We start from the raw sequence: 12,501 nt of genomic DNA, 5'->3' as shown, positions 1-12,501 counted from the left end.
GTGGTGGAGGCCGAAGACTTGTTTAAACAAGTGCATTTTTAGATTTCAGGCGCAGCGCATTGTGTGGCTGCGCCTTATTCATCTGGACTAAGGCTTAACTCAAAACGCCTCTGGCTGTGCTTCGCGGGCCATGTGATCCAAAACGGCGTTGACGAATTTCGGTTCTTTGCCGTCCGGGAAGAATGCGCGCGCCACGTCAACGAACTCGGTGATGACGACCTTTGGCGGTGTGTCGCTTTGCGTAAGTTCGGCCCCGGCCGCACGGAAGGTGGCGCGCAGGGTCGGGTCAATGCGCGCGATGGGCCATTTGGCGACCAAAGCGCGGTCAGTCATCTGGTCAATCGGTGCCTGATAATTCACCGCGTCTTCAACCAACTTGCGGAACACGCGGATATCGCCGTCCAGCATTTCCTCGCCCTCATAGACAGCGCCAAACCGATGATCCAAAAACTCGTTCACGACTGCTTCTGTCGTCTGGCCCGACTGTTCCATCTGGAACAGCGCCTGCACGGCATAAAGCCGGGCGGCGGATTTCATCAGGCGTTTCTGGTTGGCCGGTTTCGGCGCGTCTGTCTGGGTCATGCTGTTGTGGGTCCGTTGTTGTCGCCCGCCACAAGGATGGACTCGGACGGCGGCTTGAAGCCCACGCCCTTTTTGGAAGAGCCCCACTTACGGCTGAGTGCAATCAGATGCAAGGCCGCAGCGGCGGCGCCACCGCCTTTATTCATCTTTTTGGTATTTGCGCGGACTTCGGCCTGATCGTCATTTTCGACCGTCAGGATGCCGTTGCCAATAAGAAGACCCTGCAGGCCCATCAACTGGATCGCCCGGCTGGAATCGTTGCACACCGTTTCATAATGCGTGGTCTCGCCGCGAATGACACAGCCTAGCGCCACGTAGCCATCATAGTTGCACTGACGATCCGCCATGGCGATGGCGGTCGGAATTTCCAGCGCGCCTGGAACCTCAACAACTTCGCAGGTGCCGCCAGCGGCTTCGATCTCGGCCTTGGCACCAGTAACCAGATTGTCGGCAATGGCGCGGTAGAAAGGTGCCACCACAATCAAGAGTTTCACAGGCTTGTCGAATGTCGGCGTTGGCAGTACGCCGTGTTTGTCTTGTTCAGCCACGATCAATCATCCTTGAGAATGGAACGGGTTCCGACGATAGAGATTCCAAACGCGTCGAGCCCCAGATATTTCGTTTCCGGTGTATCGGTCAGCAACACCAGTTCCTGGATGCCCAGCTTGGACAGGATCTGCGCCCCCAGACCGGTTTGCTTGATGGTGCGCGGGCCTTCGTCATCGGTTGCGTATAGCGCGTTGCGCGGTTCACGAAACAGGCAAACCACGCCCCGTCCTTCGGCGGTAATTTTTTCCATCGCGCGCGGCAGTTCCTGTGGCGATTTCGGACCCAGGCCCAGAATATCAGGCGCTTCATGCAGTGCATGGGTTCGGGTCAAAACCGGCTCGGGCGTGGTGATGTCACCCTTGATCATGACGACATGTTCGATGCCATGTGTTTGATCGGTAAACAGGCGCATTTCCCATTCACCGCCATATTCCGATGTCACGGTCGTGCGTGAGGTTTCAACGACCAGATTGTCGTTGCGCGACCGATACGTAATCAGATCGCTGATCGTGCCGATCTTCATGTCATGTTCTTTGGCGAACGCGACCAGATCAGGCAGGCGCGCCATGGTGCCGTCGGGCTTCATGATCTCGCAAATCACCCCTGAGGGGTTCAACCCGGCAAGCCGAGAGATATCGACCGCCGCCTCTGTATGACCGGCGCGCACCAGCACCCCGCCCCGCTTGGCGCGCAGCGGAAAGATATGGCCGGGTGTCGCGATGTGCGCCATCGTATTTTGCTCGTTGATCGCCGTTTCAACGGTCAGCGCGCGATCTGCTGCCGAGATGCCGGTTGATACGCCTTCGCGCGCCTCGATGGACACAGTGAATGCGGTTTCGTGACGGGATGAGTTGTTCACGGCCATCATCGGCAGGCCAAGGGCGTCGACGCGCTCTGCCGTCATCGGCAGGCAGATCAACCCGCGTCCATGGGTGGCCATAAAGTTGATCGCCTCGGCATTCGCAAACTCGGCCGCGATGACCAGATCACCCTCGTTCTCGCGGTCTTCATGATCGACCAGGATATACATCCGGCCCTTGCGCGCCTCTTCGATGATATCTTCGATCGGGCTGATCGCGTCGCGCAGCTGGGCCTCGACGGGACCGGGGGTTTCAAAGCTCATGGGGCAGCCTTTCACAAGAGCGTGTCTGGACGGCTGGATAGACCACCAAGCGCTCAAATACCAGAGCACTTGCGGCCACGGATCGTCAAAACGCGGCGTCGAAACCGGTGGGTCAGGACATCTCGGCCAAACGGGCGACGTAGCGCGCCAACGTGTCAATCTCGAGGTTCACCTGATCACCGAGCGAGACATCGCCCCAGGTTGTCACTTCTTTGGTGTGGGGGATGAAATTGATCCCAAAATCGCAACCGTCCACGTCATTGACCGTCAGCGAGGTTCCGTTCAGCGCAACTGATCCCTTGGGTGCGACAAAGCGGGCCAATTCCTTGGGCGCGCGCAACGTTACTCGGGTGCTGTCGCCTTCGTCCAGCAGGGCAACAACCTCGGCCACGCCGTCGATATGGCCGGAAACAATGTGCCCACCCAGTTCGTCCCCAACCTTGAGGGCGCGTTCAAGGTTCACGCGTTTGCCAACTTGCCATGTGTTCAGATTGGTTTTCGACACGGTCTCGGCGCTGATCTGCACATCGTACCAATCATCCCCAAGGGCGATCACGGTCAGACAGACGCCGTCACTGGCGATGGATGCGCCAATATCAATACCCCCAGTGTCATAGCCCGTTTTGATCCGAGCGCGCAGATCCCCTTGCTGGTCCAACTCGGTAACAATTCCGATATCGGTGACGATCCCTGTGAACATTGCTTTCACCCTTAGCTTATAACCTGTGCGTATGTGTAACCGCCGAGGTAAGCCCAAGAAACGCTGCGGGCAAGCCCTGCCTTGCCCGGATTGATGTATACAGGCATAATTTTGGTACCAAACGATAAAGAGCAGACCAGGATGCATCCACTCGCCTCGCGCTCGCATCGCCGTGTATTCCTGTTTTTGCAGGGACCGCATGGCCCTTTCTTTAGCGCACTGGCACGCGCTTTGCGCGCCGCCGGGGCTGATGTTTTGCGCGTGGGGTTTAACGCCGGTGATCAGGCGTTCTGGTTTGACCGCAGCACCTACATCCCGTTTTTGGACAATTCCGAGCAATGGCCCGAAACCCTTCGGGAACTGATCCGGTCGCAGTCGGTCACAGATATCGTTCTATACGGCGACACCCGTCCGGTGCATGCCAAAGCTGTGGATATTGCGCGCGAGATGGATGTGACTGTCCATGTTTTTGAAGAGGGGTATCTGCGCCCGTGGTGGGTCACTTACGAACGGAACGGATCAAATGGACACTCACGGTTGATGTCTTTGGACGTCGCCCAGATGCAAGATGCGCTTGACCAGTCCGAGGCACCAGTTCCACCGCCGCCGTCCCATTGGGGCGATATGCGGCAACACATATTCTACGGTGCGCTTTATCACTGGTTTGTTCTGTTCCTGAATCAGAGGTACTCCAACTTCAAGTCGCACCGAGAATTGCCCGTTTCAAAAGAATTTAGTTTGTATTTCAAACGGCTTGCACTGATGCCTTTCCACAGGATTAGGCGTCGCTGGGCCACCATGCGCGTTCGGCGAAACGGTGCACCCTATCACCTGGCCCTGTTGCAACTGGGTCATGACAGTTCGGTGCAAGCCCATTCAGATTATACCTGCATGTCGGACTTTTTAGAGCATGTCATATCAGGTTTTGCCAAAGGCGCTCCGGCCCATCACCTTCTGGTTCTGAAGGAACATCCGCTGGAAAACCATCGCGAGCCACTGCGCCGCAGAGCGCGCGAAATAGCTCGCGCGCATCAAGTGGCGGATCGCGTGCACTACGTTCCCGGCGGCAAACTGGCTGGATTGCTGGATGACGCGAACACAGCAGTGACGATCAACTCTACGGCTGGTCAACAAGTTCTGTGGCGCGGAATCCCGTTGCGCAGTTTTGGAAAGTCCGTCTACGACAAACCCGAGTTTGTTTCACAGCAACCCATTGCCCAGTTCTTTGCCAACCCGGACATCCCGGACCACGACTCTTACCGGGCTTACAGGCAATTTCTTCTGAAAACCAGCCAGTTACCCGGCGGTTTTTATTCACTGCGTGGGCGACGGCAACTGCTGCGCCGGGCTGCGGACATGCTGTTGCAGGCGCATGATCCCTATCAGTCCGTTTTGTCTAACAACGAGGCGTCGACGCCACAGTTGAAACTCGTCGATTGAGCCGGGTTGGTTGGTGCTGGATGTTGAACCCCGATCAAGCTAAGTTGACGCAAACAAAAGACGACTGAGGATAATCGGCAGTGCAGTGCTTTCCAATTCGCTGGGTGCGAGGAGCCGCCCTTGTGGCTGTATGTGGCGTGCTGACCGCGTGCCAGCTCCCTAAATCGGGCCCCAACAAATCCGAGATTTTAGCGGGTTCAGTTGAAAATGGTGGCAATGCCTTTGTCGTCGAGGTGGATGACAGGGTCGCACGAGCGACATCCAAAGTCCCCCAATTCGGTTTTTCGTCTTCCTTCACCAGCGCGCAGAGCCTGACGGCGGATACAGTTCGCCCTGGCGACGTGTTGGGATTGACGATCTGGGAAAACGTCGATGATGGCCTGCTATCAGGTGACGTCAGCTCTGCCACATCACTCAATGATGTTCAGGTAGACGCCGATGGCTTCATCTTTGTGCCCTATGCAGGACGTGTGCGCGCCGCTGGAAACACGCCCGAACAACTGCGTCAAATAATTACTGGGAAATTGCAGGACCAGACGCCTGACCCTCAAGTCGAAGTCCGCCGGGCTGCGGGAGATGGTGCGACCGTTTCACTAACAGGAAGCATCGGGTCGGCGGGGATCTATCCAATTGAACTTCCAACCCGTACCCTCTCAGGCATGCTGTCACGTGCGGGTGGCGTATCCGTTGGTTCCGACATAGCGGTTGTGACGCTACTCAGGGGTAACCAAAAAGGGACGGTCTGGTACGACGATCTGTTCAGCAACCCAAAGCTGGATGTCGCTCTGCGTGGCGGCGATCGCATTCTGGTTGAAGCCGACAGCCGGTCGTACATTGCGCTTGGCGCAACCGGTGGCCAATCCCGGGTTGCGTTTGACACCCAGGACCTTTCGGCGCTCGAAGCATTGGCCCAGGTTGGCGGATTGCTGCCCCTATCCTCGGACCCCACCGGCATTTTCGTGTTGCGAAAGGAACGTCAGGACATTGCTCGTTCAGTGATGGGCCGTCCGGACCTGCAGGGCGATCAGCGCATGATTTACCTGCTGAACTTGACCGCCCCCAACGGGTTGTTCATTGCACGGGACTTCGTGATCCGCGACGGCGACACAATCTATGTGACAGAAGCGCCATATGCGCAGTGGACCAAGTCAATTTCCCTGATTTCCGGCGGCCTTACACCGCTGGCCAATGTCGCCACACTGACAGGCAACTGATGTCGCTTGAAACAACAGCCGGGTCTGAACGTACCCGGCTGCTTGTCTACAATGGCGGTTTCCTGACATCCCGCCGAATTCGCCGAATATTGTCCCTGTCCGGTTACGACATCCGAATTGGCCTGCCCAAAGACGGTGATGCCGTCGGAGTTTGGGGCAACAGCCCGACGGCCCATCGCGGCCTTGCTGTTGCGGCTCGGCACGATGCCCCAGTGCTGCGCGTCGAAGACGCCTTTCTTCGGTCTTTGCATCCTGGCCGCAGCGGAGAGCCGCCACTTGGCCTGTTGCTTGATCGATCCGGCTTACATTTCGATGCGGCTCAGGCGTCCGATCTGGAAACGCTGTTGGCCACCGATCCCCTGGACGACACCGCCCTGCTGAACCGCGCAAGGGGCGGGATTGAACGGATGCGCGACCTGCATCTTAGCAAATACTCGGCCTTTGATCTGACCGCTCCGCCCCCTGACCCCGGCTATGTACTGGTGGTGGATCAGGTCCGCGACGACGCGGCTGTAACGGCCAGCGCCGGGGATGAGGCCCGGTTTCGCGAAATGCTGGTCATGGCGCAGGAAGAGAATCCTGGCGCCAAAGTTCTGATCAAGACACATCCCGACACCATCGCCGGGCATCGTTCAGGCTATTTCTCCACCGCTGACCAAACCGATCGCGTCTCGGTCATCAGCACACCGGTCAGCCCGTGGGCTTTGTTGGAAGGTGCGGTTGGCGTTTACACCCTGTCCTCACAGATGGGGTTCGAGGCGATTTTGGCCGGACATAAGCCGCGTGTTTTTGGCCAGCCCTTCTATGCAGGTTGGGGACTGACGCAGGATGAGGCACACCTGCCACGCCGCCAACGCAACCTGACGCGCGCGCAATTGTTCGCTGCGGCGATGATCCTCTATCCAACCTGGTACGATCCATACCGGGACCAGCTGTGCGAGTTGGAAACCGTTCTGGACACGCTTGAGGCGAGAACCCGCGCCTGGCGGCAGGATCACAAGGGCTGGACGGCCTCGGGTATGCGCCTGTGGAAACGCAAACACCTGCAACAGATGTTTGGGCGCGAGAAAACGATCCGCTTCACTGACGATCAACCAGCGCAGTCAGATCGCCCTCATATGGTCTGGGCAAGTAAAGCCAGGGGCACGGAAAGCGCTGTCCGTGTCGAGGATGGCTTTTTGCGCTCGCGCGGGCTGGGAGCAGATCTTGTACCGCCCCTGTCATTGGCAACGGACAATCAGGGGATCTATTACGACCCGACGCATCCCAGCCAACTGGAAGGGTTTATTGCCGCCCGGGAAACTCTGCGGCCAGATCAGGAATTGCGTGCCGAAAGGCTGATCGCTCAAATCGTGTCCGCCCAAATCACCAAGTACAACACAGGGGTCGGCGCACCGGATTTGCCTGAGGGGCATCGCATACTCGTCCCCGGTCAGGTCGAAGACGATGCTTCAATCCAGTTGGGCACCAGCACTGTTCGCACAAATACCGATCTTTTGCGCGCCGTGCGCGAGGCAAACCCAAACGCCATTCTGATCTACAAACCGCACCCCGATGTCGAAGCGGGCTTGCGCGATGGTGCAGTCGAGGCCGCAGACCTCGCCGATGTAATCGCCACCCATTGCGACCCGGCAGCTCTGCTGTCGCAGGTCCAGGAGGTCTGGACCATGACCTCATTGCTAGGGTTCGAGGCTTTGATGCGCGGTGTCAGTGTGACCACCCTGGGCGCGCCTTTCTATGCCGGTTGGGGGCTGACGAACGATTTGGGAACCGTCCCAGTCCGCAGGGGCGCACGACCAACGGTTTTGGGTTTGGTTCACGCGGCGCTGATCGATTATCCCCGGTATATGGACCCTGTGACAGGCGAGCCCTGCCCCGTAGAAGTTGCGGTTGAACGGCTGTCACAAGGTGCGGCGCCCGCAGGCGGTCCACTGCTTCGAGTTCTGTCAAAACTACAAGGCGCATTCGCGACCCATGCACATATCTGGCGTCGTTAACGCAGCGCCCGCGCCCAACGGTGCATGATGTCCGGCCCGATGACCTGGGTCTCGATCAACTCAAAACGCGGGGCATTGTCCAACCTGTCCAACCCCAGCGTGCCGATGGCTGATAACCCTTCGGCACCGATCGCAAGCCCGGCGGTGAACCCGACCAATTCATCGACCAAATCCGCAGCAAGCAGTGACGCCGCCAAAGCTGCCCCACCCTCGCAGAACACGCGGGTCAGACCTGCTTTACCCAACTGCTGCAACAAGTCCGCTGCATCGATCTGGTGATCGTCTAGCGCGCAAGGCAGCAGTTGCGCCCCAAGCCCTTCCCACGCACGGGCACGCTCGGCATCCGGGGATGGGCCGTGACATAGCCAAACAGGAACCTCAGCAGCCGTGCGCGCCAGCTGCCCCAACAAGGGAATGTCCAAATGGCGCGAGACCACAATTCGCACTGGTTGAGTGTCGACTCCAATATCCCGAACGGTCAGGGATGGGTCATCGGCGCGCGCGGTGCCCGCCCCGACCATCACCGCATCATGACGCGCGCGCATGGCATGCACCGCACGCCGCGCCTTTGGGCCGGTGATCCATTGGCTGTGCCCGGTGGCGGTGGCTATGCGTCCATCAAAACTGCTGGCCAGTTTCAGGGTTACGAAAGGACGCCCCTGTTCAGTTTTCAGGAAGAACCCCGCAAGATCCTGGGCTGCCTGTTCGGCCAGAACGCCGGTGGTCACTTCGATCCCGGCCTCGCGCAGCATGGAAAAGCCCTGCCCTGCAACACGCGGATCGCTGTCTTCGATAGCCGCGACAACGCGGGCCACACCTGCCGCGATCAGGGCCTCGGCGCATGGGGGTGTCTTACCGTGGTGGGCGCAGGGTTCAAGCGTGACATAGGCCGTGGCACCCCGCGCCGCGTCTCCGGCTTGAGCCAGTGCTTGTGGTTCGGCGTGCGGGCGGCCACCCGGCTGGGTCCAACCGCGCCCCACAATGCGCCCGTCACGCACGATCACGCAACCGACGGCTGGATTTGGCCAGCACGTCCCTTGACCGCGCCGCCCCAAAGACAGGGCAAGCGCCATGTATCGCTTATCTGTTTCGCTCACTCGTCCGTCGAAGGCTGCGGCGGGCGCAGTTCGTGGACAAACTCCTCGAAGTCATCGGCCGCCTGGAAATTCTTGTATACGCTCGCAAAGCGAACATAGGCGACGGTGTCGATCCGCGCCAGAGCTTCCATGACGATCTCGCCAATTTTGCTGGACGGGATGTCGGTCTCGCCCATGCTTTCCAGACGTCGCACGATACCAGAAATCATCTGGTCAATACGTTCCGGATCAATCGGGCGTTTCTGCATCGAAATGCGGATCGAACGCTCCAACTTGTCCCGATCGAAATCTTCGCGTTTGCCGTTGGTTTTGATTACCACCAAATCACGCAACTGGACACGTTCGTAGGTCGTAAACCGCCCCCCACACGCGGGGCAGAACCGGCGCCGGCGAATGGCCGCATGGTCCTCTGCCGGGCGTGAATCTTTGACTTGAGTATCGATATTTCCGCAAAACGGGCAGCGCATCCACCGTCTCCTCGTCCCTGGTTCCGCCTCTTATTGTAAGCACTATGACTTACTTATCCACAACTATAGGGTAGCCGCTAGGATTTGGGTAGTCGGAAATTTCCACCGCAAGATAAAGGGGTCAGGCAAAATGTGCCGCGACCCTTCGCACATGCGCTGCGGTGCGGTGTTCAAACAGGTAAATACCTTGCCATGTCCCCAGCATCGGTTGCCCAATGGACACGGGAATAGACAGCGATACAGGTAAAAGTGCCGCCTTGATATGCGCGGGCATGTCGTCGGGACCCTCGTAAGTATGGCGCAGATAGGCCATCGCGGGGTCGTTGGACGGCGGCACTAATCTGTCAAAAAAGGCGCGCAGGTCCGATTGCACCTCGGGATCGGCATTTTCCTGAATGGTCAGTGAACACGACGTATGCCGCACGAACAATGTCAGCAAACCATCGCCTGAGACCGAGTTAAGCCAGTTGCGCACGTCCGAGGTGAACTCATACAACCCCGGCCCGTTCGTCGAAATAATAAACTCGGTCTGCATGTGGCGATCAGTCCTCAATCAATTGCGGAACGGGCGGATGTTGCAACGTCCGTTTGCCCCCTGAACCGACATGCTTTCGCCAGCCTTGAAACCGACTGAGATCGAACTGCTTTGCTGGGCAACGTTTGTAGGTTGCTGCAGCGAGAATTGAACGGCCGTGCGGCGACCCGTTGCTTCGCTGGGACCATAGCCGCGCACCACATAGATACGTTGCTGCCAACCTGCACCCAAAGTCCGGCGCGCAAAGTCTGCAGCCGCGCACCAATACCCGTCCACGTCCTGACGGGCCCGCGGGATCACTTCGAACATATTGCTGTTGACGGCAACCGTCTGAAATCCGTTTCGCGCAGCCGAGGCCGACGATAGGGGCACTGACAGCAAGATCGCGGCAGAAACCGCCAATGTCATAACCTGTTTCATAATCATACTCTCATTCATTTCGAGGTAATTTCTCAAATAGTATACATTCTTACCGGGCAAAGCTGGTTCACAATCAATTCAGGCAAAGCGGGTCCCCGCGTGATCGAACGTTAGCCAGCCCTGATACCGGATCAAAGCCCCAACAAGCGGCATCCGGGCCGACACGTCAAACCGGAACCGTCCTTCATCATCCTGCCATTCCTCGGTCTTTGATTGCGGCAGAAGCACCTTCGGGAAAGGAACTCGCAACAGACTGAGGCGCATGATCTGGATCTCTAACCTCTCGGGTACAAATACCGGCTTCAACCAAACGGAGACCTGCCCAAACTGCTCGCAGACGCATCCCTGGTCTTGGTCCAACGTCAGCCGCGATCGGGTGATGTGACCATCGAAATCGCGCGTCCATATCCAAGCGTTCCCCTCTTGCTCGACCCTGAGACGCACCGGGATGTCGTCACCCCCGGACGGCATGCCGGCAAAGCGCAAAGCGAGTTTGGCCAGCCACCCCCTGCCCGGCGTGACCGAGCATCGACCGGAAAAAAATCCGCCCGTGCTGTGCAAGGCCTGCAGCGCCTTGGGCAGGTTCGTGCCCACGGGCAAGGCTTGCAAAAAAGGATCGGGTTGCACTCAGAACCCCTCAGGCAGAAAGCGAGCTTGCAGCGTTTTGTCCGGGATCATGCAGGTCGGCGAACGTCCGAATATGGCATACCGGTTTCTTGCGATCACGTGATACAGCGGGTCTTTTATGATACGAGGAAGAAATCTGCAGATTGATAGAACCCACCAAAACCCCGGTAACTTGCGCATCGCAGCCGCGAAGGCATCTAACCGTTGATGAACCACCCCGTCAGTCACAACGAGGTTGGTTTCAAAATCCCGCATCGGGAGTCCAAGGTGAGAATACAGCCTTTGCCCCAATGGCGACTGCGCGGTGGCAAATTTGAACCGCTGCGCCTTGTCCCGGGCAACCATGAAACGAAAAAACCCCGAGCACAGAACGCATTCGCCGTCAAAGACGATGAAATCCTGACCATACGCCGCATCTGTTGCCAGTTTGGTCATGCCAGTTACGCTCGTTAACCCGTTTTGACGCACATTCGCATCACTGCGCATTCCGAGCAATGCGACACTGGGCCATCTTTGCAAATTGATATGTGTCGGGGAGCCGCGGGTCATCTGCGCGACAAGTTTCCTGGGCTCTGACCTCATCCCCACAAGGCTTAACCCGACAGCACGCGGAAAATACGTATGACACCCAATGTAGTCTTGCGAAATTCTGCCATTGTTATTTGAATAGGTGACAACACCCCCGCCCGTGGCCGGAACAAAGGCCACGAAATGAAACACGCTGCTAACTCGGGTTTGAACATGGACGTCGATATTGCCCGCATTCAAGTGTTGTCCAAGACACTGGATCAAAGGGCAGAAGATCCTTCGATTGGTGATCGCGTGCTGGCTAAATCCGGTCTGAGCCGCAGCGATATCGCGCCGCCTGTTACATCGTACAGCGCGCATAAAGAGGCATTGTTTGTCCGTTACGCCTGCGACGCCTTGCATGACATTACCTTCGCGGCCAGTACCGGGCTTGGCTTCAGGTCCTCTTCCAGCCTGACGGCGTATATTAGCAAATACTCGCGTGATCTGAAGCAGGTGGTGGAAAACACTTCGCGTTTTCACGGGATGATCGACCCGGCGCTGTTTTTCAGTCTACGCGTTGCGGGCAACTTTGCCTCTATCGAAGCCGACTGGAAAGACGCCAGTTTTGCACGATACCACCGCCGTACCGAATTTCTGATTTTCGCGGCGCTCGCCCGCATCAGGTCACTGACGCAAACAAATTTTTTCCCAACTGAAATCCGCTTTCAGCATGAAGTCGGCGAAGCCCGCAAAGATTTCCAGAAATTGGCAGGCTTTCCGGTGACCTTTGGTGCGGAACGGTTGGAGATTGTGTTGACGCTGTCCTCACTGGACTTGCCTGTTCCCACCTATGACCCCACTCTGCGCGCGCATCTTCTGTCTTATGGCGATCGAGTTCTGGCTGAAAGCAGCGAGCCGACGCAAAAGCTCAGGGCGCAGGTCGAGGGGCTGATCACCCGATCCATGCCCGGCACGATCATTCAGGCTGACGATGCGGCCTCGAACCTCGGTATGAGCCCACGCACATTTGCCCGACGACTGAACAATGAAGGGACAAGCTATCGTGAGATTGTCGAAGACCTGAGGTGCGATCTGGCGCAGACCTTTATCACCAACGGGATGCCCCTATCGGAAATCGCCTATTCGCTGGGCTATGCGGATCAACCTGCTTTCTCGACAGCGTTCAAACGCTGGACCGGTCAGGCCCCCAGCACGTTCCGCACCCGGTTGGAACCGTGAC

Annotated in this window: 14 protein-coding genes; 4 read left to right on the top strand and 10 right to left on the bottom strand. The window is 57.9% G+C overall.

The features are described from left to right. Positions 1–99 precede the first annotated feature (99 nt). The 4 genes from nusB to AC2FLA_RS01035 all read right to left on the bottom strand — a co-directional run bounded on the left by nusB (position 100) and on the right by AC2FLA_RS01035 (position 2,954). Positions 100–582, bottom strand: coding sequence for a transcription antitermination factor NusB (gene nusB, locus AC2FLA_RS01050; protein WP_496719834.1), 483 nt, complete (start codon positions 580–582; stop codon positions 100–102). Beyond that, positions 579–1,130 carry a 6,7-dimethyl-8-ribityllumazine synthase gene (locus AC2FLA_RS01045; protein ID WP_496719832.1) on the bottom strand — a complete coding sequence of 184 codons (552 nt, stop codon included), beginning with the start codon at positions 1,128–1,130 and terminating at the stop codon, positions 579–581. The genes nusB and AC2FLA_RS01045 overlap by 4 nt, the downstream gene beginning before the upstream one ends. Positions 1,131–1,132: 2 nt before the next feature. After that, the gene (gene ribB / locus AC2FLA_RS01040; RefSeq protein WP_496719831.1) at positions 1,133–2,254 is read right to left on the bottom strand and encodes a 3,4-dihydroxy-2-butanone-4-phosphate synthase; all 1,122 of its coding nucleotides are present in this window, start codon (positions 2,252–2,254) and stop codon (positions 1,133–1,135) included. Positions 2,255–2,366: 112 nt separating this feature from the next. Then, on the bottom strand, positions 2,367–2,954 hold the full coding sequence (locus tag AC2FLA_RS01035; protein ID WP_496719829.1) for a riboflavin synthase: 588 nt from the start codon (positions 2,952–2,954) through the stop codon (positions 2,367–2,369). 141 nt (positions 2,955–3,095) lie between these two features. On the opposite strand from AC2FLA_RS01035, the gene AC2FLA_RS01030 reads away from it, so the two are divergent. The 3 genes from AC2FLA_RS01030 to AC2FLA_RS01020 all read left to right on the top strand — a co-directional run bounded on the left by AC2FLA_RS01030 (position 3,096) and on the right by AC2FLA_RS01020 (position 7,605). Beyond that, entirely contained in the window at positions 3,096–4,394 is a 1,299-nt protein-coding gene (locus AC2FLA_RS01030; RefSeq protein ID WP_496719827.1) for a capsule polysaccharide biogenesis protein, read from the top strand. A gap of 80 nt (positions 4,395–4,474) precedes the next feature. Then, positions 4,475–5,608 (top strand): polysaccharide biosynthesis/export family protein, encoded by a 1,134-nt coding sequence (locus AC2FLA_RS01025; RefSeq protein ID WP_496719825.1) that lies wholly within the window; start codon positions 4,475–4,477, stop codon positions 5,606–5,608. Further along, a complete protein-coding gene (locus AC2FLA_RS01020; protein ID WP_496719823.1) occupies positions 5,608–7,605 on the top strand; it encodes a capsule polysaccharide biogenesis protein in 1,998 nt (665 codons plus the stop codon). Before AC2FLA_RS01025 ends, AC2FLA_RS01020 begins: the two co-directional genes overlap by 1 nt. Here AC2FLA_RS01020 and ribD read toward each other — a convergent pair. From ribD to AC2FLA_RS00990, 6 genes are all read right to left on the bottom strand, one after another. Continuing rightward, the gene (gene ribD / locus AC2FLA_RS01015) at positions 7,602–8,702 is read right to left on the bottom strand and encodes a bifunctional diaminohydroxyphosphoribosylaminopyrimidine deaminase/5-amino-6-(5-phosphoribosylamino)uracil reductase RibD (protein ID WP_496719821.1); all 1,101 of its coding nucleotides are present in this window, start codon (positions 8,700–8,702) and stop codon (positions 7,602–7,604) included. The genes AC2FLA_RS01020 and ribD overlap by 4 nt on opposite strands. After that, positions 8,699–9,169 carry a transcriptional regulator NrdR gene (gene nrdR, locus AC2FLA_RS01010; RefSeq protein WP_058274803.1) on the bottom strand — a complete coding sequence of 157 codons (471 nt, stop codon included), beginning with the start codon at positions 9,167–9,169 and terminating at the stop codon, positions 8,699–8,701. The genes ribD and nrdR overlap by 4 nt, the downstream gene beginning before the upstream one ends. A gap of 121 nt (positions 9,170–9,290) precedes the next feature. After that, positions 9,291–9,704 (bottom strand): secondary thiamine-phosphate synthase enzyme YjbQ, encoded by a 414-nt coding sequence (locus AC2FLA_RS01005; RefSeq protein WP_496719819.1) that lies wholly within the window; start codon positions 9,702–9,704, stop codon positions 9,291–9,293. 18 nt (positions 9,705–9,722) lie between these two features. Beyond that, positions 9,723–10,130, bottom strand: coding sequence for a hypothetical protein (locus tag AC2FLA_RS01000; protein ID WP_496719817.1), 408 nt, complete (start codon positions 10,128–10,130; stop codon positions 9,723–9,725). Between the two features lie 72 nt (positions 10,131–10,202). After that, positions 10,203–10,751 carry a DUF4166 domain-containing protein gene (locus AC2FLA_RS00995; RefSeq protein ID WP_496719815.1) on the bottom strand — a complete coding sequence of 183 codons (549 nt, stop codon included), beginning with the start codon at positions 10,749–10,751 and terminating at the stop codon, positions 10,203–10,205. After that, entirely contained in the window at positions 10,752–11,186 is a 435-nt protein-coding gene (locus AC2FLA_RS00990) for a thiol-disulfide oxidoreductase DCC family protein (protein ID WP_496719813.1), read from the bottom strand. A 276-nt stretch (positions 11,187–11,462) separates the two neighbouring features. Between AC2FLA_RS00990 and AC2FLA_RS00985 the strand changes: the two genes are divergently transcribed. Further along, positions 11,463–12,500: a helix-turn-helix domain-containing protein gene (locus AC2FLA_RS00985; RefSeq protein WP_496719812.1), complete on the top strand. Its 1,038-nt coding sequence runs from the start codon at positions 11,463–11,465 to the stop codon at positions 12,498–12,500. Position 12,501: the final 1 nt, after the last annotated feature.

This window comes from Ruegeria sp. CDSA033 (assembly GCF_059612305.1).
Note: the sequence above shows the minus strand (reverse complement) of the source record. Positions and strands in the feature narration are given on the sequence as shown.